At 65.3% G+C, this 25,604-nt stretch carries 26 protein-coding genes; 13 read left to right on the forward strand and 13 right to left on the reverse strand.

All coding sequences use genetic code 11. From position 1 onward, the window contains the following. Positions 1–90: 90 nt before the first annotated feature. Positions 91–420, forward strand: coding sequence for a hypothetical protein (locus tag ACZ9AQ_RS09085; RefSeq protein WP_429203439.1), 330 nt, complete (start codon positions 91–93; stop codon positions 418–420). After that, on the forward strand, positions 417–1,268 hold the full coding sequence (locus tag ACZ9AQ_RS09090) for an HDOD domain-containing protein (RefSeq protein WP_429203440.1): 852 nt from the start codon (positions 417–419) through the stop codon (positions 1,266–1,268). Before ACZ9AQ_RS09085 ends, ACZ9AQ_RS09090 begins: the two co-directional genes overlap by 4 nt. Positions 1,269–1,412: 144 nt before the next feature. On the opposite strand, the gene ACZ9AQ_RS09095 is transcribed toward ACZ9AQ_RS09090, so the two are convergent. Beyond that, entirely contained in the window at positions 1,413–1,823 is a 411-nt protein-coding gene (locus ACZ9AQ_RS09095) for a hypothetical protein (RefSeq protein ID WP_429203441.1), read from the reverse strand. A gap of 611 nt (positions 1,824–2,434) precedes the next feature. Here ACZ9AQ_RS09095 and miaB point away from each other — a divergent pair. The 10 genes from miaB to ACZ9AQ_RS09145 all read left to right on the forward strand — a co-directional run bounded on the left by miaB (position 2,435) and on the right by ACZ9AQ_RS09145 (position 13,416). Then, positions 2,435–3,805 carry a tRNA (N6-isopentenyl adenosine(37)-C2)-methylthiotransferase MiaB gene (gene miaB, locus ACZ9AQ_RS09100; RefSeq protein ID WP_429203442.1) on the forward strand — a complete coding sequence of 457 codons (1,371 nt, stop codon included), beginning with the start codon at positions 2,435–2,437 and terminating at the stop codon, positions 3,803–3,805. Continuing rightward, entirely contained in the window at positions 3,802–4,890 is a 1,089-nt protein-coding gene (locus ACZ9AQ_RS09105) for a PhoH family protein (protein WP_429203443.1), read from the forward strand. Before miaB ends, ACZ9AQ_RS09105 begins: the two co-directional genes overlap by 4 nt. Further along, positions 4,865–5,332 carry an rRNA maturation RNase YbeY gene (gene ybeY / locus ACZ9AQ_RS09110; protein WP_429203444.1) on the forward strand — a complete coding sequence of 156 codons (468 nt, stop codon included), beginning with the start codon at positions 4,865–4,867 and terminating at the stop codon, positions 5,330–5,332. Before ACZ9AQ_RS09105 ends, ybeY begins: the two co-directional genes overlap by 26 nt. A 115-nt stretch (positions 5,333–5,447) precedes the next feature. Continuing rightward, positions 5,448–6,326 carry an HlyC/CorC family transporter gene (locus ACZ9AQ_RS09115; RefSeq protein WP_429203445.1) on the forward strand — a complete coding sequence of 293 codons (879 nt, stop codon included), beginning with the start codon at positions 5,448–5,450 and terminating at the stop codon, positions 6,324–6,326. Continuing rightward, positions 6,326–7,915 (forward strand): apolipoprotein N-acyltransferase, encoded by a 1,590-nt coding sequence (gene lnt, locus ACZ9AQ_RS09120; RefSeq protein ID WP_429203446.1) that lies wholly within the window; start codon positions 6,326–6,328, stop codon positions 7,913–7,915. The genes ACZ9AQ_RS09115 and lnt overlap by 1 nt, the downstream gene beginning before the upstream one ends. Before the next feature lie 97 nt (positions 7,916–8,012). Continuing rightward, positions 8,013–8,942 carry a glycine--tRNA ligase subunit alpha gene (gene glyQ, locus ACZ9AQ_RS09125; protein ID WP_429203447.1) on the forward strand — a complete coding sequence of 310 codons (930 nt, stop codon included), beginning with the start codon at positions 8,013–8,015 and terminating at the stop codon, positions 8,940–8,942. A gap of 17 nt (positions 8,943–8,959) precedes the next feature. Continuing rightward, positions 8,960–11,056, forward strand: coding sequence for a glycine--tRNA ligase subunit beta (glyS, locus tag ACZ9AQ_RS09130; RefSeq protein ID WP_429203448.1), 2,097 nt, complete (start codon positions 8,960–8,962; stop codon positions 11,054–11,056). A gap of 34 nt (positions 11,057–11,090) precedes the next feature. After that, positions 11,091–11,675: a D-glycero-beta-D-manno-heptose 1,7-bisphosphate 7-phosphatase gene (gmhB, locus tag ACZ9AQ_RS09135; protein WP_429203449.1), complete on the forward strand. Its 585-nt coding sequence runs from the start codon at positions 11,091–11,093 to the stop codon at positions 11,673–11,675. A gap of 56 nt (positions 11,676–11,731) precedes the next feature. Further along, positions 11,732–12,472 carry a lysophospholipid acyltransferase family protein gene (locus ACZ9AQ_RS09140; RefSeq protein ID WP_109346343.1) on the forward strand — a complete coding sequence of 247 codons (741 nt, stop codon included), beginning with the start codon at positions 11,732–11,734 and terminating at the stop codon, positions 12,470–12,472. A 41-nt stretch (positions 12,473–12,513) separates the two neighbouring features. Then, complete coding sequence (locus ACZ9AQ_RS09145) at positions 12,514–13,416, forward strand: M48 family metallopeptidase (RefSeq protein WP_429203450.1); 903 nt, start codon at positions 12,514–12,516, stop codon at positions 13,414–13,416. 84 nt (positions 13,417–13,500) lie between these two features. Here the strand turns inward: ACZ9AQ_RS09145 and ACZ9AQ_RS09150 are convergent, their stop codons facing one another. The 6 genes from ACZ9AQ_RS09150 to ACZ9AQ_RS09175 all read right to left on the reverse strand — a co-directional run bounded on the left by ACZ9AQ_RS09150 (position 13,501) and on the right by ACZ9AQ_RS09175 (position 19,544). Then, positions 13,501–13,959, reverse strand: coding sequence for a YcxB family protein (locus tag ACZ9AQ_RS09150; protein ID WP_429203451.1), 459 nt, complete (start codon positions 13,957–13,959; stop codon positions 13,501–13,503). 155 nt (positions 13,960–14,114) lie between these two features. After that, on the reverse strand, positions 14,115–15,401 hold the full coding sequence (gene waaA / locus ACZ9AQ_RS09155; protein WP_429203452.1) for a lipid IV(A) 3-deoxy-D-manno-octulosonic acid transferase: 1,287 nt from the start codon (positions 15,399–15,401) through the stop codon (positions 14,115–14,117). Further along, positions 15,398–16,378 carry a lipopolysaccharide heptosyltransferase I gene (gene waaC / locus ACZ9AQ_RS09160; protein ID WP_429203453.1) on the reverse strand — a complete coding sequence of 327 codons (981 nt, stop codon included), beginning with the start codon at positions 16,376–16,378 and terminating at the stop codon, positions 15,398–15,400. Before waaC ends, waaA begins: the two co-directional genes overlap by 4 nt. Before the next feature lie 22 nt (positions 16,379–16,400). Then, on the reverse strand, positions 16,401–17,795 hold the full coding sequence (locus ACZ9AQ_RS09165) for a phosphomannomutase/phosphoglucomutase (RefSeq protein WP_429203454.1): 1,395 nt from the start codon (positions 17,793–17,795) through the stop codon (positions 16,401–16,403). Positions 17,796–18,036: 241 nt separating this feature from the next. Next, entirely contained in the window at positions 18,037–18,348 is a 312-nt protein-coding gene (locus ACZ9AQ_RS09170; protein ID WP_429203700.1) for an H-NS histone family protein, read from the reverse strand. 101 nt (positions 18,349–18,449) lie between these two features. Further along, positions 18,450–19,544, reverse strand: a complete 1,095-nt coding sequence (locus ACZ9AQ_RS09175) for an MraY family glycosyltransferase (RefSeq protein ID WP_429203455.1) — start codon at positions 19,542–19,544, stop codon at positions 18,450–18,452. 331 nt (positions 19,545–19,875) lie between these two features. On the opposite strand from ACZ9AQ_RS09175, the gene ACZ9AQ_RS09180 reads away from it, so the two are divergent. Continuing rightward, the gene (locus ACZ9AQ_RS09180; protein WP_429203456.1) at positions 19,876–20,724 is read left to right on the forward strand and encodes a symmetrical bis(5'-nucleosyl)-tetraphosphatase; all 849 of its coding nucleotides are present in this window, start codon (positions 19,876–19,878) and stop codon (positions 20,722–20,724) included. A 42-nt stretch (positions 20,725–20,766) separates the two neighbouring features. Here the strand turns inward: ACZ9AQ_RS09180 and ACZ9AQ_RS09185 are convergent, their stop codons facing one another. Genes ACZ9AQ_RS09185 through ACZ9AQ_RS09210 form a run of 6 tightly spaced genes read right to left on the reverse strand, consistent with a single transcriptional unit; the run spans position 20,767 to position 25,382 of the window. After that, on the reverse strand, positions 20,767–21,504 hold the full coding sequence (locus tag ACZ9AQ_RS09185; protein WP_429203457.1) for a lysophospholipid acyltransferase family protein: 738 nt from the start codon (positions 21,502–21,504) through the stop codon (positions 20,767–20,769). A gap of 56 nt (positions 21,505–21,560) precedes the next feature. Then, complete coding sequence (locus ACZ9AQ_RS09190; RefSeq protein WP_429203458.1) at positions 21,561–22,853, reverse strand: dihydroorotase; 1,293 nt, start codon at positions 22,851–22,853, stop codon at positions 21,561–21,563. Beyond that, entirely contained in the window at positions 22,850–23,824 is a 975-nt protein-coding gene (locus ACZ9AQ_RS09195; protein ID WP_429203459.1) for an aspartate carbamoyltransferase catalytic subunit, read from the reverse strand. The genes ACZ9AQ_RS09190 and ACZ9AQ_RS09195 overlap by 4 nt, the downstream gene beginning before the upstream one ends. Then, the gene (pyrR, locus tag ACZ9AQ_RS09200; protein WP_429203460.1) at positions 23,805–24,335 is read right to left on the reverse strand and encodes a bifunctional pyr operon transcriptional regulator/uracil phosphoribosyltransferase PyrR; all 531 of its coding nucleotides are present in this window, start codon (positions 24,333–24,335) and stop codon (positions 23,805–23,807) included. Before pyrR ends, ACZ9AQ_RS09195 begins: the two co-directional genes overlap by 20 nt. A gap of 18 nt (positions 24,336–24,353) precedes the next feature. Continuing rightward, a complete protein-coding gene (gene ruvX, locus ACZ9AQ_RS09205) occupies positions 24,354–24,740 on the reverse strand; it encodes a Holliday junction resolvase RuvX (RefSeq protein WP_429203701.1) in 387 nt (128 codons plus the stop codon). Positions 24,741–24,767: 27 nt separating this feature from the next. Beyond that, entirely contained in the window at positions 24,768–25,382 is a 615-nt protein-coding gene (locus ACZ9AQ_RS09210; RefSeq protein ID WP_429203702.1) for a YqgE/AlgH family protein, read from the reverse strand. Between the last annotated feature and the right edge of the window lie 222 nt (positions 25,383–25,604).

The raw sequence follows: 25,604 nt of genomic DNA on the forward strand, positions 1-25,604 counted from the left end.
TGGCGGACGGGACAGACAAACGATCGCCGATGCTTACAGATATTCATCGGCGCCGGTGATAACATCGGCGCAGAATTGAATGGAGGTATTATGAGCGATGACCACACGATGGTTCCCGTGACCCAAGTAACGCCGGGCATGGTGCTCTCGGACGAGCTGCTGGACAATCATGGCCAGGTCCTGCTGGCCAAGGGCGCGATCCTCGGCGAGGCGACCATCGCCTCGCTGCAGCGTCACCATATCGAGGCGGTGCCGGTGGCGCGCGTCGAGGCGCACCGCGCGCCGGACGAGGCAGCGGTCGTTGCCCGGCTCGACCACCTGTTCCGCAAGCACGATCTTGAGGGTGACGACGACTGGGCCGGCAAGCTGCTGCGCCGCTACGTCGAGGACTACCGCCTGGAACGGCAGGTGGCGCCATGACGACGACCTTGGCGATCACCCTTGAACAGCTGGTCCAGGGCCTGGATGACCTTCCCTCGCTGCCCGCCGTCGTCATGGAACTGCTCGGCAGCATCGATCAGGAAGACATGGACATCTCGGTGCTGGCCAAAAAAGTGTCGGCCGACCAGGCGCTGACGGCGAAGACGTTGCGCCTGGCCAACTCGTCGGCCTTCGGGCTGCAGGTCAAGGCCACGACGATCCAGCAGGCCATGACGTTCCTGGGCTTTCAGGCCACGCGCAACCTGATCATGGCGGCGGCGATGACGGGATGCTTCCCGAGCGGACGCTGCCCCAGCTTCGACGACAAGGCTTTCTGGCGCCTGTCGATCGCCACCGCCGCCTGCGCGCGGGTGCTGGCGCGCCATATGCGCTTCAACCAGGATGTCGCGTTCACGGCCGGACTGCTGCACGGCATCGGCCGCCTGGTGCTGGTGACGCGCTATCCCGAGCAGTACGATGCCGTCCTGCGCGAACGCAACCGCCTCGATGGCGACCTGCTCGACACCGAACGGGCCATGCTGGGCGTTGACCACCTGCTGGCCGGCGCGGCGCTGGCCGAGCACTGGCAGTTCTCGGGCACGATGCAGCAGGCGATCGCCTTTTATCATGCGCCGGAAACGCCGGGAGCCGGCTTCCTGGCCACCATCGTCCACGTGGCCAATGCGGTCGCCCATGCGCTTGACCTGGCCGGCGACGCGGACGAGCTGGTGCCCGCCGTATCCAGCGTGGCCTGGACGGCGCTCGGTCTGCCTGAGGAAACATGGCTGCACGTGTTCCGCGAGACGGAACTGCAGTTCGAGGAAATGACAGCCATCCTGTTGGCCTAGGCCGCAGGACGGTGCACGATGAATCAGTAGGCTCGGATCCGGTGGACCGATCCGGTGCGGCGCCGCTGCTGCAATTGCAGCGTGGCGGCGCCGCACCCCGCCGATACCGAAGGCATGACAGATGCGGCTGTCATGCCCACGGCATCAGTGCGCATAATTGCCGGAGGTCTTGTTCGACGCTTCGCTGTTCTGCGCGCCCTGGCCTTGCGCCGGCTGGGCTTGCTGCTGGGCGGCAGCGGCTGCGGCCTGCGCCGCTTTCTCTTCTGGCTTCGGACGGCCCTGGGCATCCGACAGGCGGTATTTGGTGCGGCGATCGCCCATCAGGTCGCGCAGGTCGCGGATGCTCATGCCCGTCACTTCGTGCATGCGGATCAGCAGCGAGGCGCCGACCGGCAGACGATGGTGGCGGATCTTGCTGATGACGGGCGGCGCCACTTCCAGCATGCGCGACAGGGCGGCGTCGTTTTTCAGTTGCATTTTGCCGAGCAGGATGTCCAACAGGTGGTTCGGGTTGTAACTTTCCTGCGAAGATAGAGCGTGATGTTGTTGTGCCATGATAATTACCTCACGAGTTTGGTTAAAATAGTTCCTTTACGAACTTTTGTTAAAGACTACCTATCGTCAACATAAGTTCCCGGAACTTGTTCAAGGGATTAAACAGCCCTAATCTGAACGTTCCCTTAAGAATTCCGGCCCATAGTGCTCCATGTTTCTTTCCACATGCGCACTTGTCTTTCAAACAAATTATCTGTCGCATACGCAGGTACGATGACGAACGGGCGCATGTGACTCCTTGTCGGAAATCAAGCTATCGTGTGGAAAGCTTGTCACGTTTGCATTTCAGCACATGGGGCTCAATTGTGGCGCACGCAAGAGATTTCTTGGATAAATTTTGTAAATCGGAATCCAGCCAGAAGTCATTGATTTACATAAGGAAACACTTCATGACAGCAAGGCTATATGTCGTGAACAATAAAGTATGTTCGCCAGCGGATATTTAACAATCTAAGCATAAACACAATTACTTTAGGTAAAGAAATTACCCATTCCGCGCGGCATTAAAGTGGCCACACCGGTGGCCGATAGGGTCCGTGCCGAATTACGGTAAACTAGCCCGATCCCGCCGCGCCTTGTCGATGCAGCGCTCGCCCCCAACTAGCAATTCCATGCAAAAAAAAGTATTCATCAAAACCTTCGGCTGCCAGATGAACGAGTACGACTCGGACAAGATGGTCGATGTGCTCGGCGCCTCGGACGGACTGGTGCGCACCGACACGCCGGAAGACGCGGATGTGATCCTGTTTAATACCTGCTCGATCCGCGAAAAATCGCAAGAAAAAGTGTTCTCCGACTTGGGGCGCATCAAGGAACTCAAGCGCCTGAAGCCCGAGCTGGTCATCGGCGTCGGCGGCTGCGTCGCGTCGCAGGAAGGCGACGCCATCGTCAAGCGCGCACCCTATGTCGACGTAGTGTTCGGCCCGCAAACCCTGCACCGCCTGCCCCAGCTGATCCGGGACCGGCGCCAGTCGGGCAAGGCCCAGGTCGACATCAGCTTCCCCGAGATCGAAAAATTCGACTTCTTGCCACCAGCCAAGGTCGAAGGACCGGTCGCCTACGTCTCGATCATGGAAGGCTGCAGCAAGTATTGCAGCTACTGCGTGGTGCCCTATACGCGCGGCGAGGAAGTCTCGCGCCGCTTCGAGGACGTGCTGACCGAAGTCGCCGGCCTCGCCGCCCAGGGTGTCAAGGAGATCATGTTGCTGGGCCAGAACGTGAACGCCTTCCGCGGCGCCATGGAGAGCGGTGACACCGCCGACTTCGCCCTGCTGCTGGAATACATTGCCGAGATTCCCGGCATCGAACGCCTGCGCTTCGTCACCAGCCATCCAAAGGAATTCAGCCAGCGCCTGATCGACGCCTATGCCAGGATCCCGCAACTGGTCAGCCACCTGTACCTGCCGGTGCAGCACGGCTCCGACCGCGTGCTGGGCGCCATGAAGCGCGGCTATACCGGCCTCGAATACAAGTCGATCATCCGCCGCCTGCGCGCGGTGCGGCCCGACATGACCTTCTCGTCCGACTTCATCGTCGGTTTCCCGGGCGAGACCGAGGCCGACTTCGAGGCCATGATGAAGCTGGTCGCGGACGTGGACTTCGACAACAGCTTCAGTTTCATCTTCAGCAAGCGTCCCGGCACGCCGGCCGCGAACCTGGAAGACGACACGCCGCACGAGGTCAAGCTGGCGCGCCTGCAGCGCCTGCAAGCCCTGATCGACACCAACACCCGCAAGCACAGCGCCGCCATGGTCGGCACCGTGCAGCGGGTGCTGGTCGAAGGCGTCGCCAAGAAGGACGCCACCCAGTTGCAGGGCCGCGCCGAGAACAACCGCGTGGTCCTATTCCCGATGAATCCGCTGGACTCGACGAACGTCGCGCTGATCGGCCAGCTGGCCGACCTGCGCATCGTCGCCAGCCACGATTACTATTTGCGCGGCGAACTCGTCGCCAACCTCGATACGTTAGCCAAAGCCAGTTGAAAACACAGCCAACCCTGCCCTCGTACTTCATTCCCGAGCCGCTCGACAATACGCGGCTGGCCCACCTGTGCGGTCCGCTCGATGAAAACCTGCGCCAGATCTCGGCCGCGCTCGACGTCACGATTTTCCGCCGCGGCGAGAAATTCATCGTCAGCGGCGCCAATGCCGGACGCGCCGTCGAATTGCTGGAACGCTTCTATGCGGTTGCCAACAAGGTCGTGCCGATCGAAGAGGTGCAACTGGCCCTGGTCGAGCAGCGCGCGGGCCTGAAGCCGCGCGCCGCCGACCCCGATGCCGCCCCGGACGCCAGGGCCGACGCGCCGCAAGACGCCGACGCCGGCGACGTGCCCGAGAGCCTCGAAAGCCCGCTCCTCAAGACGCGCCGCAGCGACCTGCGCGGCCGCACGCCGCACCAGATCCAGTACCTGAACGCGGTGCTGAACCACGACATCAGCTTCGGCATCGGTCCGGCCGGCACCGGCAAGACCTATCTGGCCGTGGCCTGCGCCGTCGACGCCCTCGAGCGCGACGCCGTCAAGCGCATCATCCTGACCCGTCCCGCCGTCGAGGCCGGCGAGCGCCTGGGCTTCCTGCCGGGCGACCTGGCGCAGAAGGTCGATCCCTACCTGCGTCCCCTGTACGACGCGCTGTACGACCTGCTGGGCTTTGACCGCACCCAGAAGCTGTTCGAAAAGCAGGTGATCGAGATCGCGCCGCTGGCCTATATGCGCGGCCGCACCCTGAACCACGCTTTCGTGATCCTGGACGAAGCCCAGAACACGACCGTCGAGCAAATGAAGATGTTCCTGACCCGGATCGGCTTCGGCAGCAAGGCCGTCGTCACCGGCGACGTGACGCAGGTCGACCTGCACAAGACCCAGCGCAGCGGCCTGGTCGACGCCATGCACGTGCTGAAGGACGTGCGCGGCATCGCCTTCACCCAGTTCTCGAGCGCCGACGTGGTGCGCCACCCGCTGGTGGCGCGCATCATCGACGCGTATGACAAGGATATGTCCGTCCAGGAATTGGGCGCCCTCCCCAAACCGATCCCGGTGAAACATGCAAGAAAAAAAATATCCACTTGAGCTGGAATTCCAGTTCGCCGACCCCCGCCTGGAAAGCGAGATCACCGAAGCCAAGCTGCGGCGCTGGGTCGAAGAGGCCCTGCTCGGCCCGGCCGAGCTGACCATCCGCTTCGTCGATCTCGATGAAGGCCGGGCCCTGAACAAGGCCTACCGCGGCAAGGACTACGCCACCAACGTCCTCACCTTCGCCTACAACGAAGAAGAGGAGCTGGGCGAGGACGACCCGACCCGCGCCGACATCGTGCTGTGCACCGACGTGCTGCAGCGCGAGGCCGACGAGCAGGGCAAGACGGTCGAGGAACACACGGCCCATCTGGTCGTGCACGGCGTGCTGCACGCCCAGGGCTGGGACCATGAAAACGACGACGACGCCGAAGAAATGGAGCAGTTCGAGCGCGACATCATGGAGGTGCTGGGCTTTCCCGATCCCTATGGCGAGTAGGATTGGCGGCAGTGCCGCCAATCCGGCGCAACAGCAGCACGCACCCGCGTGAATATCGGGTGCATTCCTTTTGGTGTATCCTACACCCCATTGTAACAACGGCTTCCCGCCAACTATGCCCGAGTATCCCAGTGACGTCCGCCCGGACGCCAAACCCCACAGGTCACTGCTGGAGCGGCTGACCGCCTTCATCTCCCCCGAGCCCGAAAATCGCGCAGAGCTCCTCGAAGTGCTGCACGATGCCCATGAACGCAACCTCCTCGACGCCGATGCGCTGTCAATGATCGAGGGCGTGTTCCAGGTGTCCGACCTGTCGGCGCGCGATATCATGGTTCCCCGTTCCCAGATGGACGTGATCGACATCACGAAACCGATCGAGGAATGGATGCCCTACGTGCTCGAAACCGCCCACTCGCGCTTTCCCGCCATCGAAGGCGAGCGCGACAAGGTGGTCGGCATCCTGCTGGCCAAGGATTTGTTGCGTTATTACGCAGAAGAATCTTTCGACGTGCGCACCAAATTGCGCCCGGCGGTCTTCATTCCCGAATCGAAACGCCTGAACGTGCTGCTGCGCGATTTTCGCGCCAACCACAACCACATGGCGATCGTGGTCGACGAGTATTCCGGCGTGGCCGGCCTGATCACGATCGAGGACGTGCTCGAGCAGATCGTCGGCGACATCGAGGACGAATACGATTTCGACGAAGAAGAAGACAACATCATCTCGATCCGCGAAGGCCAGCACGGCCCGCGCTGGCGCGTCAAGGCGCTGACCGAGATCGAGCAGTTCAACGAGGAGCTCGGGACCGAGCTGCCGGACACCGATGTCGACACCATCGGCGGCCTGATCGCCAGCCACCTGGGTCACATGCCGCACAAGGGCGAAGTGGTCGACCTGCACGGCCTGCGCTTCGAGGTGCTGCGCGCCGACGCACGCCAGATCCACGTCCTGCTGGTCGAACAGTTGCCATCCATCGAAGACGAACGCGACTGATGCTGCGCCGCTGGACCAAGACCGCGTCGGCGCCCGCGTCAAAGGCCGAATTGGCCGAACGCGCGGCGCAGCGCGGCGGCAAGCCCTCCGCGCTGCTGCTGTTCTTCGCCGTCCTGGCCGGCGCCTCCTCCATCCTCTCGTTCCAGCCTTATGGCTGGTGGCCGCTGCAATTGCTGCCGCTGGCCTGGTTCTTCTACCAGGTCGGCATGGGCAGTTCGGTCAAGCGCGCGACCCTGATCGGCTGGGCCTTCGGCTTCGGCTGGACGCTGGCCGGCGTGCACTGGCTGTACGTGTTCGGAACCCGCTTCGCCCATCTGCCGGCCGCGCTGGCGGTGGCGGGCCTGGTCCTGTTGTGCCTGTATATGGGCCTGTTCGGCGCCCTGACTGCCGGCGTGGCGAGCTGGCTGCGCAAGCGCTGGTCGCTGCCGGTGGCCGCTTTCCTGCTGCTGGTGCTGCCCACGTTGTGGGGCGTGTCCGAATGGCTGCGCGGCTGGGTGTTCACGGGCTTTCCGTGGGCCTCGTCGGGCTATGCCCACGACCTGGCGCCGCTGGCCGGCTTCGCGCCGCTGATCGGCGTGTACGGCATCGGGATCCTGGCCGGCGTCGGCGCCGGCTGCATCGCGATGCTCACCCAGCGCGCGCGCTGGCCGGCCATTGGATTACTGATGACCTTGATGCTGGCCGGCGAGGGCCTGCGCACGGTCGAATGGACCCAGGAAACCGGCCAGCCGATCAGCGTGCGCCTGCTTCAGGGCAATATCCCGCAAGACAGGAAATTCGATATGGAATTCCTGACCAGCATCGTGACACGCTACCAGACCATGATCACGGCGGCCCCGGCCGACCTGATCGCGACGCCGGAAACCGCCCTGCCCGTCTTCCCGCACAACTTGCCTGAAGGCTACCTGGACGGCCTGCAGCGCTATGCCACCGCCACCGGCAGCACGCTGGCGATCGGCATGCCGCTGTTCGACGGCCCGGAAAAGTACGGCAACAGCGTGATCGCGATGAGCCCCGCCCCCAGTCCGTATCGCTACGACAAGGCGCACCTGGTGCCGTTCGGCGAATTCATCCCGCCGGGCTTTCGCTGGTTCACCGACATGATGAACATCCCGCTGAACGACGCCACCCGCGGCGCCGCGCTGCAGGCGCCGTTCGCGGTGAAAGACCAGTGGGTGCTGCCGAATATCTGCTACGAAGACGTGTTCGGCGAAGAAATCGCCTACCAGCTGCGCAATGCGCAGCACCCGGCGACCCTGCTGCTGAACGTGTCGAACCTGTCGTGGTACGGCCAGTCGGTGGCCATCCCGCAGCACCTGCAGATCTCGCGCATGCGCACGCTGGAAACGGGCCGCCCGATGCTGCGCTCGACCAATGACGGCGCCACCGCCGTGATCGACCACCGCGGCAACATCACGCAGGTGCTGCCGTTCTATACCGACGGCGTCCTGAGCGCGACCGTGCGCGGCGCGACCGGCATGACGCCGTTCATCCGCCTCGGCAATGCGGCGTTCCTGATGCTGGGCGGCGTGATGCTGCTCGGCGCGTGGTTTGCAGGCCGCCGCTACCGTCTTAAATCGAATAGCTGAGTTGAAATCACCCCCCAGAGGGGCGCAAAAATTCAGTAGAATTAGTCATTTGGCAAACATACCGTGTTCGCGGCCCACCAGCCCCGGCCCCTTCGAGATGCTCACATTCCAACAAATCATCCTTACCCTGCAGTCCTACTGGGACAAGCAGGGCTGCGCACTGCTCCAGCCCTACGACATGGAAGTCGGCGCGGGCACCTTCCACACCGGCACCTTCCTGCGTGCGATCGGCCCGGAGCCGTGGCGCGCCGCCTATGTGCAGCCGTCACGCCGCCCGAAGGATGGCCGCTATGGCGAGAATCCGAACCGCCTGCAGCACTACTACCAGTACCAGGTGGCGCTGAAGCCGGCGCCCGAGAACATCCTCGATCTGTATCTCGGCTCGCTCGAAGCCCTTGGACTGGACCTCAAGAAGAATGACGTGCGCTTCGTCGAAGACGACTGGGAAAGCCCGACCCTGGGCGCCTGGGGCCTGGGTTGGGAAGTCTGGCTGAACGGCATGGAAGTGACCCAGTTCACCTATTTCCAGCAGGTCGGCGGCCTCGATTGCAAGCCGGTGCTGGGCGAGATCACGTATGGCATCGAGCGCCTGGCCATGTACCTGCAGGGCGTCGAGAACGTCTACGACCTGGTATGGACCGAGTGGGAAGAGAACGGAGTGAAGAAAAAGCTCTCCTACGGCGACGTCTTCCACCAGAACGAGGTCGAGCAGTCGACCTACAACTTCGAGCATTCGAACACCGAGATCCTGTTCCAGGCGTTCAACAACCACGAATCCGAAGCCAAGCGCCTGATCGAGCTGCAGCTGACCCTGCCGGCCTACGAGCAGATCATGAAGGCCTCGCACAGCTTCAACCTGCTGGACGCGCGCGGCGCGATCTCGGTGACCGAGCGCGCCGCCTACATCGGCCGCGTGCGCACCTTGTCGCGCCTGGTGGCGCAAGCCTATTACGATTCGCGCGAGAAGCTGGGCTTCCCCATGGTGGCGGCCGGCGAGGCCCTAACTGATCAAGAAAAAGCAGCCTGAAAAGAACAGAACAGACCATGAACCAAACACTCCTCGTCGAACTGCAGACCGAAGAACTGCCGCCGAAGGCGCTCGTCAAGCTGGGCGCGGCCTTCGCCGCCGGCATCGCGAACGGCCTGAAGGCCCGCGATTTCCTGGAAGCCGGCAGCAGCGTCACCACCCACGCCACCCCGCGCCGCCTGGCGGTCACGATCACCGATGTGCGCGGCACTTCGCCCGATAAATCGATCCGCGAGAAGGTGCTGCCTGTCTCCGTGGCCCTCGACAAGGAAGGCAATCCGAGCGCGCCGCTGGCCAAGAAGCTGGCCGCGCTGGGCTTTCCCGACCTCACCGTCGACCAGCTCGAGCGCGCCCAGGACGGCAAGGCCGAAAGCTTCTTCTACACCCATACCGCCGCCGGCAGCCCCCTTGCCGACGCCCTGCAGGACGTGCTGGCCGAGACGGTGGCCAAGCTGCCGATCCCGAAGGTCATGAGCTACCAGCGCCCGAGCGGCGACACCGTGCAGTTCGTGCGTCCGGTGCACCTCTTGACCGCGCTGCATGGCGAACAGGTGCTGCCGCTGTCCCTGCTTGGCTTGACCGCCGGCCGCACCACCATGGGCCACCGTTTCCTGTCGCACGGCGGTCCGATCACGATCGACCATGCCGACCACTACGCGCAAGTGCTGGAAGCCGAAGGCAAGGTGTTGTCCTCGCTTGACGCGCGCAAGGAAGGCATCCGCGCCCAGTTGCTCGACAAAGCGGGCAGCGACCAGGTCCTGATGCCCGAATCGCTGCTGGACGAAGTGGCGGCCCTGGTCGAGTGGCCGGTGGTCTATGAATGCCGCTTCGAGGAAGAATTCCTGGCCGTGCCGCAGGAATGCCTGATCCTCACCATGCAGACCAACCAGAAATACTTCGCGCTGACCGACGCCGAAGGCAAGCTGCGTTCGCGCTTCCTGATCGTGTCCAATATCGCGACCGACGACCCGACCGCCATCGTCGGCGGCAACGAACGCGTGGTGCGCCCGCGCCTGTCCGACGCCAAGTTCTTCTTCGAGCAGGACAAGAAGAAAACCCTCGAGTCGCGCCTGCCGCAGCTCGCGAACGTGGTCTACCACAACAAGCTGGGCTCGCAGGCCGAGCGCAGCGAGCGCATCACCAAGCTGGCGACCTATATCGCCACCCGCCTGGGCTTCGACGCGGCGCTGGCCGAGCGCGGCGCGCGCCTGTCCAAGGCCGACCTCCTGACCGACATGGTCGGCGAGTTCCCCGAGCTGCAAGGCATCATGGGCACGTATTACGCGCGCCACGATGGCGAGCATGATGAAGTCGCGCGCGCGGCGTCCGAGCACTACCAGCCGCGCTTCGCCGGCGACGCCCTTCCCGCCACCAATACGGGTCTCGCGGTCGCCCTGGCCGACAAGCTGGAAACCCTGGTCGGCATCTGGGCCATCGGCCTGCAGCCGACCGGCGAGAAGGATCCGTTCGCGCTGCGCCGCCACGCGCTGGGCATCATGCGCATGCTGGTCGAGAAGCGCCTGCCGCTGTCGATCGCCGACATGCTGGCCGACGCGGTGACCACCTTCGCCGACCAGCCTGCGTTCAAGGATCCGCGCCCTGAGGTGACGGCCTTCATGCTCGACCGCCTGCGCGGCATGCTGCGCGAGCGCGGCTTCTCGCCGAACGAGGTCGAGGCGGTGCTGGCCCAGAACCCGGACCGCGTCGACGACGTGGTGCAGCGCCTGGAAGCGGTGCAGGCCTTCGCGGCGCTGCCCGAGGCGGCCTCGCTGGCCGCCGCCAACAAGCGCATCACCAACATCCTCAAGAAGAACGAGGAAGCGATGCCGAAGGACGCCGTGGTCGACCCTGCCCTGCTGCAGGACCAGGCCGAGAAGGATCTGGCGGCCGCCGTCACCCGCGTGCAGCCGGAAGTCGACGCGGCCTTCGCCGCGGGCGACTTCAGCGGCACGCTCAAGACCCTGGCCCAGCTGCGCGACCAGGTCGACGCCTTCTTCAACGACGTGATGGTGATGGCCGACGACGTCACGCTGCGCAACAACCGCCTGGCCCTGCTGGCATCGCTGCATGGCATGATGAACCGCGTGGCCGACATCTCGAAGCTGGCGGCGTAAGATGGGCAGCGAGCGCGCCAAGGAAGAGCGGGTGATGAAGCTCATCATCCTCGACCGCGACGGGGTGATCAACCAGGATTCGCCGGACTTCATCAAGTCGCCGGCCGAATGGATCCCGATCCCCGGCTCGCTCGAAGCGATCGCCCGCCTGAACCAGGCGGGCTACCGGGTCGTGGTCGCGACCAACCAGTCGGGCATCGCGCGCGGCCTGTTCGACATCACGACCCTGAACGCCATCCACGCCAAGATGCATGCCGCGGCCCAGCTGGTGGGCGCCGACATCGACGCCATCTTCTTCTGCCCGCACGCGGCGATCGACGGCTGCGATTGCCGCAAGCCCAAGTCGGGCATGTTCGAAGAGATCGGCAAGCGCTTCAAGGTCAATCTCAAGGGCGTGCCCACCGTGGGCGACTCGCTGCGCGACCTGCAGGCGGGCTTCAACCGCGGCTGCGCGCCCTACCTGGTGCTGACCGGCAAAGGCGAGAAGACCCAGGCCACCGGCGGCCTGCCGCCCGGCACCCAGGTGTTCCCTGACCTGGCGGCGATGGTGACGGCCTTCCTCAAGCCGGGATTGCCATCGAGCGCCCCCTCTGGCACAACCGGCGCGCAGCCTGCATAATCAATAAAAAAATCCGCAGTCCAGTCCAGAACCAGATCGATTTGTCCGGAGCCCCTTTGCGTAACTTCAGTTTGTTCCTGCGTTCCCTGCTGTTCACGATCGTCATGATCGTCGCCACCGTCATCTGGGCCTGCCTCTGCTTCCTGGCGGCGCCGCTGTCGTACAACAAGCGCTTCTGGTTCACCTCGCGCTGGAACGTCTTCATCATCTGGTGCGCGCGCGTCATCTGCGGCATCCGCTACGAATTCAAGGGCTACGACAACCTGCCCGACGCGCCGGCCATCGTGCTCTCGAAACACCAGTCGGCATGGGAAACGATCTTCCTGCTGCCCAATCTCACGCGGCCGCTGGTCTACGTCTTCAAGAAGGAAATCCTGTACATCCCCTTCTTCGGCTGGGCCATGGGCTTGCTGCGCATGATCCCGATCGACCGCAAGCAGGGCAAGAATGCGTTCGGCGCCGTCGTGCGTCACGGGAAGCGCCGCCTGGCCGACGGCCAGTGGATCATCATGTTCCCCGAAGGCACCCGCATCCCGGTCGGCCAGAAAGGCAAGTACAAGAGCGGCGGCACACGCCTGGCTGTGGAAACCCAAGCGGTCGTGGTGCCGATCGCGCATAATTCGGGCGAGTGCTGGCCCAAGAATTCGTTCATCAAACGGCCCGGATTGATCACGGTTTCGATCGGCAAGCCGATCTCGCCCGAAGGCCATACCCCCGACAGTCTGATGCAAGAGGTAGAAAATTGGATAGAATCCGAAATGCGCGTCATTTCGCCCCACGCCTACAAAGGTGGTTGAGCGACGTTAGCGCCCAGATTCGTGAGTCGAGGCCCCAGACCATGGCCTCGACGAAGGTCGACGGGCATCAGCTGGAGTTGTTCGCGCAAGAGTTCTTCGCGGCGCTCAAGCCCTCCGACAGGCCTGCGCCGCCCGCGCAGCCGCTGTTCAAGGCGCCGCCGGCGCCGCCCCGCACCAAGCTTCCCTCGCCGCCCGTTGGCCCGCAAGACCCTCCCCTGAAACGCATTATTCTCGGCCACCACACGATCGAATACGCGCTGCGCCGATCAACGCGGCGTTCGATCGGCTTCACCATCGACGACGATGGCCTGCGCGTGACGGCGCCGCGCCGCGTGACGCTCGAGGAAATCGACAACGCCCTGCGCGCCAAGCAGCGCTGGATCGTCGCCAAGCTGCTCGAACGGGGCGAACGGCGCGACCAGCGCCAGGGGCGCTCGCCGGTCGAATGGAAGGATGGCGCGCGCCTGCCCTATCTGGGCGGCGACATCGTGCTGCGGCTCGAACAAGCGGCGCGCAGCCACTGCCGGTTCGACGCCGCCAGCAATGAATTGTGGATCGGGGTGGTGCCGGGACTGTCCGAATGGCAGCTCAAGGAAAGGGTGAAACTCTGGTTCCAGGCCGAGGCCAAGCGCCTGTTCCGCGAGCGCCTGGACCACTATGCGCCGCGGCTGGGCGTGTCCTACAGCAGCCTCACGCTGTCGTCGGCCGGCTCGCGCTGGGGTTCGTGCACGGTGGGCGGCAGCATTCGCCTGAACTGGCGCCTGATCCACTATCCATTGTCATTGATCGACTACGTGGTGGCGCACGAACTGGCCCACCTGCGCGAGATGAACCACAGCCCGGCGTTCTGGGCCACGGTGGGCGAGGTGTATCCGGATTACGACGGCGCGCGCCTGGCATTGCGCAAGCGCTCGCACGAGATGCCGGTGTTGTTCGAGGAGTGATTGGGTCCGGCGGACCAGATCATGCGTAGGGTCGGCAGGTCTCCTGCCGACGCGTTCAAACCACATCGGCGGGACAGGTAGATTTCAGCGCAAGGCCAGCTTGTGCCGCGCCGCCGCCAGCTCGCGCATGGCGGCCAGCTGCCCCTCGGACAGGCAACGGAATGGAATCGGCAAGGTGCCGCGCTTGAGCACCAGCATGAAGCCGCGCGAGTAGGTGCGCACGGCGGCCACGTCTTCCCAGTCGATCAGGGTCACGCCGCCGCTGGCGCGCACGATGCCGTGTTCGTCGATGGTGAATTCATAGGTGCGCCGCCCGCGTCCGAGCAGGACGAAGTTCAGGGCCGCGCTGAAGGTGCTTCTCAGGCGCAGGAGCAGACTGGCCGGCCAGCGCACGCGCCGGCGGCGGATCAGGAAGCCGCCATGCTGCCACATGAAACTGGTGTATTCGCCCAGCGAATAGCGCACGAAAAAATGCAGCGCGTCCAGCGGGAGCGTGCTGCCGCCGTGTGGCGATGTCGAGACTTCGGTCGGTACTGCGGTCATGATCGTCTCCAGCGCCTCTGTCGCCTGTTCCTGGACCAAAACCGACGTTGGGAAAACCGCGGGCCTGGCACGTTCGGCCGGCCTCGGGTGATTGAACGACAACATGGCGCGTCCCCTTTTGTTTTGTACCGTGCAGTTTGGAATGGTAACAAAACCTACCGGATATACCGTTGCACGAGTTCAACAGTGCGCAGGGTCGCCCCGCGGTGGCGGCGCGCGAAGGCCAGCGCCCTCTCCCCCATCGCCATCCGCGCCGCGCCGTCGCCCAGCAGGCGCACGGCCTGCGCCACCAGGGCGTCGGCGTTGGGCGCCCGCAGCGCGGCGCCATCGTCCACCGCTTCGGCCGTGGCGTCGAGGAAGTTGAACGTATGCTCGCCCACCAGCACCGGTTTACCCAGCGCGCAGGCCTCGATCAGGTTCTGGCCGCCAAGCGGCAGCAGGCTGCCGCCGATATAGGCGCAATCGCAGGCCGCGTAATAGGCGAACATCTCGCCCATCGAGTCGCCCAGCAGCACCTCGGCGCCGTCCACGCCGTGGTCCTGGTCGAGCTGCGAGCGCCGCGCCAGCGTGAATCCGCGCGCCGCGACCAGGGAAGCGACCTCGTCGAAGCGCTGCGGATGGCGCGGCACGATCGCCAGGAGCGCGCCGGCCGGCTTGCCGGGCATGCGCCGCCAGGCGTCGAGAATCAGCGCTTCCTCGCCCTCGCGCGTGCTGGCGCACAGGAATACGGGCCGTTCCGGGCCACCGGAACGGATACGGCTGCGCAACCAGTCGCCCTTTTCCAGCGCCGCCGGCGGCGGCGTCACGTCGAACTTGACGCTGCCGGTGACCACCACGTTCGGCGCGCCGAGCGAGCGGATACGTTCGGCGTCAACCTCGGTCTGGGCCGCGACCAGCGTGAAGCCGCGCGCCGCTTCCAGCATCACGGCGCCCGCCTTGCGGCCGCGCGCGAGGGACTTTTCGGACAGGCGGGCATTGGCCAGCACGGTCGGCACGCCCTGCAGCCGGCAGGCGCGGATCAGGTTGGGCCAGACCTCGGTTTCCATCAGGATGCAGGCGCGCGGGCGGTGGCGGCGCAGGAAGCGCCGCGTCATGCCGGCCGTGTCGTACGGCAGGTAGCTCTGGACCACGCGCTCGCCGTGGTGGGCGAACAGGGATTGGCCGGTGGCGCGTCCGGTCGGCGTCATATGGGTCAACAGGATGCGATAGTCGGGATAGGCGGCCAGGAGCGCATCGACCAGCGGCTCGGCCGCGCGCGTCTCGCCGACCGACACGGCGTGCACCATGATCGTGGGCCGCTCTCCCGGCGCCGGGCCGCCAAGGGCAAGGCGCTCGCCCCAGTGCGCGCGGTAGCCCGGCTCCTTGCGCCCGCGCCACCACAGGCGGCCCAGCACCACCGGCAGCGCCAGCCACCACAGGCCTGAATACAGCCTGCGGTTCATGCCGCTGCCAGCAGGCGGCGCGCGGCCGCCGCCACCTCGTCGACGGATGGCGGCGCGCCCAGGTCGCCCAGGTTGACGATGCGCTCGGACCAGTTGCCTTCGGTCTTCCACTTCGGCGAATCGCAGTAGATCTCGATCGTCGGCCGCACGAAAGCGGCCGCGATGTGGGTCAGGCCGGTGTCGACGCCGACCGCGAGCCGCGCGTGCTGGGCCAGGGCCACCGCGTCCATCATCGACAGCCTGGGCAGCACGCGCGCGTTCGGGATGGCGGCGGCCAGCGCCTCGGCGTCGAGGCGCTCGGCTTCCGAACCCCAGGGCAGCAGCACCGGCATCGGCGCCAGCGCCTTGCCGAGCGCGACCCAGTTGGCGTGCGCCCACTTCTTGGCCGCGCGCGCCGTGCCGTGGAAGAACACGGCGTAGTCTTCCCGCGGCAAAAAGGCCGGACGCGTCGCCGCATCCGGCGCCGGCAGGCCGAAGTCGGGCGCCGTATCGACCGGATAGTCGAGCGCCGCTGCCGCCACCAGCCGTCCGCGCGCCACCGCGTGGGTGCGCGGACTCAGGGGAATGCTGTCGGTGTGAAAGATGCGCGAGACGCCTTCATAGCCCGAGCCTTCGCTGCCGTTGGCCAGGCCGACCTTCTTGCCGCCCTTGCGCACGCGCGCCGCGCCCATGACGATGCCGGTCTTGAGCAGGCCCTGGGTGTCGAACACATAGTCGTACTCTTCCTCGCGCAGGGTGCGAAAGAAAGCGCGGATCTCGGCCCGCGTCTGCCTCTTGCCCAGGCTCTTGCGCCAGCGCCGCAGGGCCCAGGGGATCACCTTGCGCACGTGCGGATTCAGGCGCACCAGGCTGACGTAGCCTTCTTCGACCACCCAGTCGACCGTGGCGCCCGGATGGCGGCGCTGCAGGTCGGCCACCATCGGCAGGTTGTGCAGCACGTCGCCCAGCGACGACACCCGCACCAGTAGGATCTTCAAGCGATTATCCTTGCAACGGCGCTTAGAACGGCAGTTCGGCGTCCGGCCTGGCAGCCAGGATCACGCTCTTGAACTCGGACTGGATGCGCGCGAGCGCCTCCGGATTCTCGCCCTCGAAGCGCAGCACCACGACCGGGGTCGTGTTCGACGAGCGCGCCAGGCCAAAGCCGTCCGCGTACTCGACGCGCAGGCCGTCGATGTCGTTGATCATCTGCGAGGTCGGGAAGACGGCGTCGCGGCGCAGCTGGTCGATCAGGGCGAAGTTCTCGCCTTCCTGCAGCTGCAGGTGCAGCTCCGGGGTGCTGCTGGCGAGCGGCAGGCCGTTGAGCAGTGCCGACGGGTTCTGGCCCTTGGTCAGGATCTCGAGCATGCGCGCGCCGGCATACAGGCCGTCGTCGAAGCCGTACCAGCGGTCCTTGAAGAAGATGTGGCCGCTCATCTCGCCGCCCAGCGGGGCGCCGGTTTCCTTCAGCTTGGCCTTGACCAGCGAGTGGCCGGTCTTCCACATCAGCGGCTTGCCGCCATTCTTCTCGATGTAGGGCGCGAGGTGGCGCGTGCACTTGACGTCGTACAGGATCTCGGCGCCCGGGTTGCGCGACAGGACGTCGGCCGCGAACAGCATCATCTGGCGGTCCGGGAAGATGATCTGCCCATCCTTGGTGACCAGGCCCAGGCGGTCGCCGTCGCCGTCGAAGGCCAGACCGATCTCGGCGTCGGTCTCTTGCAGCGCGCGAATCACGTCCTGCAGGTTTTCCGGGTGGGCCGGGTCCGGGTGATGGTTCGGGAAGGTGCCGTCGACGTCGCAGAACAGCTCGACCACCTCGGCGCCCATGCGGGTAAACAGCTCGGGCGCGAAGGCGCCGGCGACGCCGTTGCCGCAGTCGACCACGATCTTGATCGGCCGCGCCAGCTTGACGTCGCCGACGATGCGCTCGATGTAGGCGGCGCGGATGTCGTGGGTGCTGTAGCCGCCGCGCTGCGCGGCGATCTTGCCATCATCGCTACCGATCCGCGCCGCGATGCTGTCGTGCAGGCCGGTGATCGCCTCGCCATAGATCGCCTCGCCCGCCATCACCATCTTGAAGCCGTTGTAGTCGGGCGGGTTGTGGCTGCCGGTGACCATGATGCCCGAGCGGGTTTCCAGGACGTTCGTTCCGAAATACACCATCGGGGTGGCGACCATGCCCAGGTCGATCACGTCGACGCCGGCGTCGCGCAAGCCCTCGGAGAGGGCGGCGCACAGTTCCGGGCCCGACAGGCGGCCGTCGCGGCCGATCACGACCTTGCGCTCTCCCTTGGCCAGCGCGGCGGCGCCGAAGGCATGGCCGATGTGACGCGCGATGCCCGCATCCAGGGTCTTGCCGATGATGCCGCGAATGTCATAGGCCTTGAAAATCGTTTTCGAGAGAGCAACCATGTTCTTCCTTGGAATTCTTGAGAGGCATGCACCGGTCGCTTGATCGACCGTGGTCATCGCCGGATGTTGGAGGAATGATAAAAAATCGCTTGCTATTGTACCGGCAAGCGCTGGCGCCGTGGGACCGGCGCGCGGAGGAGTGGCGGAAAACGGGCGGCCTGGAAAGCGCCCGGCGCCTGGCGGACTGCCGCCACCGCCCGCGCGGCGGAAAGCGACGTTCCGCAGCGCAGGGGAAATGCGATCAGACGCGCAGGTCGTCGATCGACTTGCCGCCTTCGACCCATTCCTTGACCCACTTCGGCTGGCGGCCGCGGCCGGTCCACTGCAGGCTGGAATCGTCCGGATGGCGATAGCGCACGGCGACGGTGGCGCCTTTCGAACCGCGGCCGGTGGCGGCCATCAGGTCTTTCAGCGGCATGCCGACGCTTTGGGCAATGGCCAGGATTTGCTCGCGTGCTTTTTGCACTTCCTGGACTTCGCGCTTCTTCATCTCCTGCTTGATTTGTTCCTGCAGGTTGCGCAAATCGCCCAGCGACATATTCGACAGATCCATCATCGTTCCTCATTCGTTAAAGATTAAATGCAGATTCAGCAATTAGCGAATCTAGTGAATTCTCACCAATTCTCGCAATATAATACATCAATAAACCAGGGCTAGTCTTTCTTGCTTAAAAAAAGCCAGCGTGGGGACCTGAATCGAACAATACGACCATACAACCAGAGGTAACTGATTATAAACAACAAACAGAAGAACATCAGGGCCGTCGTGTTTTTCCAGAACACCGTTGCCGGTATCACCGCCAGCAATGAAAACAGCCATAAATAAGGAGAGGTGCGCGCATTGCGCTTCATCAATGCGCGTGCTTCACGCGGCCCCACCGTCCATTGCACGATACGGCGGAATATCAAACTGTGCAGGTGAATACCATCCGGCATCGCCGGCGACTTACCGCGCACAAACATGCGGCGATAAGCGGAGAATATCGTTTCGAAAGCCGGATATATCAGTAACAGCGCCGCATACCAGGTCGACACGCCGGGATTGCGCATCACCAGCAGCAGCGCCAGCTCGCCCAGCAGGAAGCCGATGAAATAGGCGCCGCCGTCGCCCAGGAAGATCAGCCCCACCGGATAGTTCCAGATCAGGAAGCCGGCGGTGGCGCCGGCCACGATCAGGGCCGCCACCAGCACGAACATATCGCCCACCTGCAGCGCCACATAGGACAGCGACAGCAGCATGAAGATGCTGATCACGCCGGCCAGGCCATTGAAGCCATCGATGATGTTGATGGCATTGGCGATGCCCGCCACCGCCAGCATCGTCAGCGGCAGCGCGATCCACAGCATCTCGACCGGCAGCACGGCCCACGGCAGGTCGACCCGGCCGACGCGCGCATCGAGCAGCCAGTAGCCGAGCGCCGCCGCGATCATCGTCAGCACCAGCCGGCGCAGCGGAGAAACGCGGCCGGTGCAATCTTCGGCGATGCCGCCGGCGAGCGCGATCGTGGCGCAGGCGATCAGGGTGGCGAGCCATGCCATCATTTGCGGCTCGCGCAGGATCGATATCCCGGACGCCACCACCACCGCGAGAAAAATCGGAATGCCGCCGATACGCGCGACCGCGTGCGAGTGCACTTTCTGCACGCCGCCGAAATCGCCATCCAGCCCCATCCCATGTTTTCGCGCGGTCTTGATAACCAGCAGCGTCAACAATGCGCAGGAAAGGAAGCTCACGAAAAACGAGAACATTATTGTTTTCTTTCGATGCCTGTATGTGGAGCTACGGCAGCGGCGGTTGGCAAATGGAACGGCCAGTGCACGCTATTCACGGGAGGAAAAGCCGCGAAGGAAGCCGCGAAGGAAGCTGTATTCATTGTACCGGAATGGAACGCCATTTCCGGGCGCACGGATTTAACACGCCCGTCGTGTTGGAAGCGAGTCAAAAAGTGTCGATGCGCACGCATTTCGGACACGAGTCAGGCGCGTGGATCCACGCGCGCGGGGCCGGCGACAGCGCCGGCGGGTAAAATCATTTAGTATCCGCAAAGGCAACAGCAGCTTCACAGGCCAAATCTCAAATATGAAAACCTACGCCATTGGCGACCTCCAGGGTTGCGCGCACGAAGCGCAACTGCTCCTCGACCAGATCTTCGCGACGGCAGGCCCGGATGCGCGCATCCTGTTCGTGGGAGACCTGATCAATCGCGGTCCCGATTCGCTCACCGCGCTGCGGCGCATGAAGGCGTTATCGGAATCGAGCGGCGGGCGCGTGGAAGCCCTGCTCGGCAACCACGACCTGCACCTGATCGCGGTGGCGGCCGGCGTGCGGCGCCTGAGCCGCTCCGACACCCTCGACGAGATCCTGGCCGCGCCCGACCGCGACGCATTGATCGCCTGGCTGCGCCAGCGGCCGCTGGCGATGTTCGTCGACGCCCACCTGCTGGTGCACGCCGGCGTGGCGCCGCAATGGGACGCGCGCCAGACCATGGCGCTGGCCGGCGAGGTGGAGGCCGCACTGCGCGGCGACGGCTGGATCGATTTCCTGGGCGCGATGTACGGCAACCTGCCGGACCGCTGGGACGATGGTCTGGTGGGCATCGAGCGCCTGCGCTGCATCGTCAACGCCCTCACCCGCATGCGCCTGTGCGCGCCGGACGGCACGATGGACTTCAAGCACAAGGAAAGCGACGCCGGCCCGGCCGGCAGCGGCCTGTTGCCCTGGTTCGACCTGCCGCAGCGCGGCACCCAGGACGTGACGGTGGTGTTCGGCCACTGGTCGGCGCTGGGCCTGGTGCAGCGGCCGAACCTGATCGGCCTCGATAGCGGCTGCGTGTGGGGCGGCAAGCTGACGGCGGTCTGCCTGGACGACCGCACGCTGTTGCAGGTGGATTGTCCCGAGTACCGCGAACACGGCGGCAAGAAGCGGTAGGTAACCGGCTTGCCGTCCACGCGGCGATAGCTTGCCTGGAGCCTATCCCGGCCGCATGACCGCCGCCGCCACCGCTTCCTGCGCCGCCTGCGCCAGTTCGCGCCGGTGCGCGCCATGGCTGTCCAGCGGCGCCAGGCAGGCCAGGCGCGCCTTCACGGGCGGGCCCTGCAGGATGCGCAGCAGGCTGTCGACGAAGGTCGTGTCGCCCACGTACTCGATCGACGGGTGCAGGCCGCCATCGGCATCCACATAGGCCAGCGCATACGGCTGCACCGGCACGCCGGCGTCGATCGCGGCCTCGAACAGGTTGGCGTGGAAGGGCAGCACCCCGCCCTGCAGGCCGGTCGTCCCTTCCGGGAACAAGGCGACTCGTTCCCCTTGTTGCAGCACCTCGACCAATCCCTTGAACACGTGGCGCAGCTCGCGCCGGTTGCCGCGCGCGATGAACACGGTGCCGGCGCCGGCCGCCAGCCAGCCCATCACCGGCCAGGAACGGATCTCGGCCTTGGCCACGAAGCGGCAGGGATCGAGGGCATTGATGACGAAGATGTCGAGCCAGGACACGTGGTTGGCCACCACCAGCGCGTGTTCGAGGGCCGGCACGCCGCCCGCGTGCTCGACCTCGACCCGGCACAGGCGCAGCAGCCGGCGCGACCAGCCGCGCGTCAGGCGCGCACGGCGACTGGACGAAGAGAAGGGAAACACCAGCGCACAGGTCGCCAGACCCTCGCACAAGTGGACGACGACGCGCGCGAGGCGCCAGGCAAGGCGGATCTTCAAAATAGTGAGAACGGTGAGGACGGCGGCATCATGACGAGCGCGCCGTCCCGGGTGGATCAGCGCTGGTACGCCACGCGGCCGCGCACGATGGTGGCCTTGACCTGTCCGGCCAGCTCGTAGCCGAGGAAAGGCGTGTGCTTGCCCTGGCTGGCCAGGGTCTTGCCCTCCACCTTCCAGCGCGCGGTCGGGTCGAACAGCACGACATCGGCCGCCGCGCCGACGCCCAGGGTGCCGCCCGGCAGGCCGGCGATGCGGGCCGGTTCACGCGTGACGCGGCTGAGCGCCAGGGCCAGGGCCTTGTCGCCATCCGCACCATGTTGCTGGTCCTCGGCCCACTTGAGCATGAGGCTGAGCAGCAGCTCCAGGCCCGTGGCGCCGGGCGAGGCTTCGCCGAACGGCAGCAGCTTCTCGTCGTCGTCGACCGGGGTATGGTCGGAGCAGACCGCGTCCACGGTGCCGTCCAGCACGGCCGCACGGATCGCGTCGCGGTCGCGCTGCGAGCGCAGCGGCGGGGTCAGGCGCGCGTTGGAATCGAAGAAGCCGATGTCGGCGTCGGTCATGTGCAGGTGGTGCACGCCGACGTCGGCGCTCAGGTCCAGGCCTTCGCGCTTGGCGGCGCGAATCAGGTCCAGGCCGGCGGCGGACGAGATGCGGCACAGGTGCACGCGCGCGCCGGTGGCGCGCATCAGCTCGAAGATCGTGTGCAGCGCGATGGTTTCGGACATCACCGGCACGCCCGACAGGCCCAGGCGCGAGGCCAGCGGGCCGCTGTGGGCCACGCCGCCGCGGCCGACGTGGGCGTCTTGCGGACGCAGCCACACGGTATAGCCGAAGGTCTTCGCATACTGCATGGCGCGCAGCAGCACGGTGGTGTCCAGGATCGGTTCCTCGGCCTGGGCGAAGCCGATGCAGCCGGCTTCGGTGAGTTCGGCCATCTCGGTCAGCGCCTGGCCCTTCAGGCCCACGGTCAGCGCGCCCAGCGGGTGCACATTGGCCTGGTCGAGCATGCGCGCGCGGTGCTTGAGCATCTCGACCAGGCCCGGCTCGTCGAGCACCGGATCGGTGTCGGGCGGGCACACCAGCGTGGTCACGCCGCCCTGCATCGCGGCCTGCAGTTCGGACTCGAGCGTGGCCTTGTATTCGTAGCCCGGCTCGCGCAGGCGCGCCGACAGGTCGACCAGGCCGGGGGCGACCACCAGGCCGGCGGCGTCAATGGTCTGGTCGGCGGTGAAGCCCGCGGGCGCGGCGCCGAGCGCGGCGATCCTGCCGTCGGCGATGAACAGGTCTTGCGTGGCGTCGATGCCGTTCGCCGGGTCGATCACTCGCCCGTTCTTGATATGAAGTTTCATGCGTGGGTTCCTGCCAAAATGCTCATCACCGCCATCCGTACCGCGATCCCGAAAGTCACCTGCGGCAGGATCACCGCCTGGGCGCCGTCCGCCACCGCCGAGTCGATCTCGACGCCGCGGTTCATCGGGCCCGGGTGCATCACGATCGCGTCCGGTTTCGCCAACGCCAGGCGCTCCGGCGTCAGGCCATAGCTCTTGAAGTATTCCTGGGCCGAGGGCAGCAGCGCGCCGCTCATGCGCTCGTTCTGCAGGCGCAGCATGATGATGACGTCGACGTCCTTCAGGCCTTCTTCCATGTTCGTGAAGGTGCGCACGCCCATCTGCTCCAGGCCGCCCGGCAGCAGGGTGTGCGGGCCGATGGCGCGCACTTCGGGCACGCCCAGCGTGGTCAGGGCATGGATGTCCGAGCGCGCCACGCGGCTGTGCAGGATGTCGCCGACGATGGCCACGCGCAGGTTGGTGAAATCCTTCTTGTAGTGCCGGATCGTGTACATGTCCAGCAGACCCTGGGTCGGGTGGGCGTGGCGGCCGTCGCCGGCGTTCACCACGTGCACGTCGGAACGGGTGCGGTTCAGGTGCTGGGCGATCATGTAGGGCGCGCCCGACTGCGCGTGGCGCACCACGAACATGTCGGCGTGCATCGCGGCCAGGTTGTCGATGGTGTCGAGCAGCGACTCGCCCTTGGTGGTCGACGAGGCCTGGATGTTCAGGTTGATGACGTCGGCCGACAGGCGCTTCGAGGCGATCTCGAAGGTGGTGCGGGTGCGCGTCGAGTTTTCGAAGAACAGGTTGAACACGCTCTTGCCGCGCATGAGCGGGACTTTCTTGACTTCGCGGTCGGAGATGCCGACGAAGCTCGATGCGGTGTCGAGGATGTGGTCGATGTGCGACTTCTTGAGTCCTTCGATGGTGAGCAGGTGTTGCAGCTCGCCGTTCTTGTTCAGTTGCGGATTATTGTGCAGGGTCGGCATTGTCTTGTTCGATGGTCAGCGAGAGTTGGCCTGTGTCGTCGCGCTGCAGGCACAGCGACTGGTTGGCCGCGAGCGACACGTGGGTGCCGACGAAATCGGCCGCCACCGGCAGCTCGCGCCCGCCGCGGTCGGCCAGCGCGGCCAGTTTGATGCAGCTTGGCCGACCGTAGTCGAACAGCACGTTGATCGCGGCGCGCGTGGTGCGGCCGGTCTGCAGCACGTCGTCGACCAGCACGACCGTGGCGCCGTCGACCGGGAAGCGGATGTGGGTCGGCTTCACGTCCGGGTGCAGGCCCTTGCGCGCATAGTCGTCGCGGTAGAACGACACGTCGATCGAGCCCAGGCGGGCGGTGAGGTCGAGGTCGCGCGCCAGGCGTTCGGCCAGCCAGGCGCCGCCCGAATGGATGCCGACGATGGCGACGTCCGGCACGCCGCCCAGGCCCGCGCGGACCTGGGCCAGCAGCTCGCGGTAGAGCGCCTCGGCGTCGAAGTTGAGGTTGGTTGTTGGCATAAGGTTGAAAAGATGCGGCTAAGGAGAGGCGTCGAAGTATTGCTGCAAAATGATGGCGGCCGCCTTGTCGTCGATGACGTCGCCGCGCCTGGCCGCGATCACGGCCGACGAATAGCGCTCGTCGACCAGCTCGACCGGCAGGTTGAAGCGGCCATGCAGCTGGTTGGCGAAGCGGCGGCTGCGCAGGGTCATGTCGTGTTCGGCGCCGTCGGGATGGCGCGGCTCGCCCACCACCAGGCGCGCGGGGCGCCACTGCTCGATCAGCTCGCCGATGATCCTGAAGCGGGTGGCGTTGTCGATGGCGGCAATCACGCGCAGCGGCTGCGCCTGCCCGGTCAGGGTATTGCCCATGGCGATGCCGATCCGCTTGACGCCGAAGTCGAAGCCGAGAACGATATCAACCATCATGCGCAACCATACGGGTACATCTGGTCAGGCATGACCGGCTTCGGTGGCGAGCATGAAGGGATCGATCCCCAGCAGTTTGATGGCGGCGTTGTAGCGTTCCTCGATCGGCAGGTCGAACAGCACGCGCGCATCGGCGCCCACCGTCAGCCAGCCGTTGCGCGAGATTTCTTCTTCGAGCTGGCCCGGGCTCCAGCCGGCGTAGCCGATCGAGACCAGCATGCGCGCCGGGCCGCCGCCGCTGGCGACGGCTTCGAGCACGTCGATCGAGGTCGTGAAAGCGACGTCGTCGGTGACGTTGAGGGACGAGGAATAGCGCCCGCCCGGCGAATGCAGCACGAAACCGCGGTCGTCCTGGACCGGTCCGCCGAACATGATCGGCTCGTCCACCACGGTCGCGCGCAGGCCTTCGGCCAGTTTCAGCTCGACGCGGTCGAACAGGGTTTCCATCGTCATGTCGGTCGGCTTGTTGATGACCACGCCCAGCACACCCTTGTCGTTGTGCTCGCAGACATAGACGACGGTGCCACCGAAGATCGGGTCCTGGATCGATGGCATGGCGATCAGGAAGTGGTTCGCCAGATTGAGCCCGGATGTTGGCGGGCCCGCCTTGGCGAGTGGATCGTCCTGCTCCCGGGGCATGCCCGGCATCGGTAGAGTTTTGCCAACTTTGGTTTTTTTCATACGGATACTCTCAAAAGGCGCACTCTTACGTTAAAACATGATCGACTGCCAAGGTACTGCAGCACAACGTTACGCTTTTCCCTAGTTTACACCCATTTGGCCGGAGCACCCTCGGAAGCATCACGACGCGCACACCACGGTCCGATCCTAGACAGTAAAATCTGCTCCCACCTTGACCCC

It is taken from the genome of Massilia sp. UYP34 (assembly GCF_056279385.1).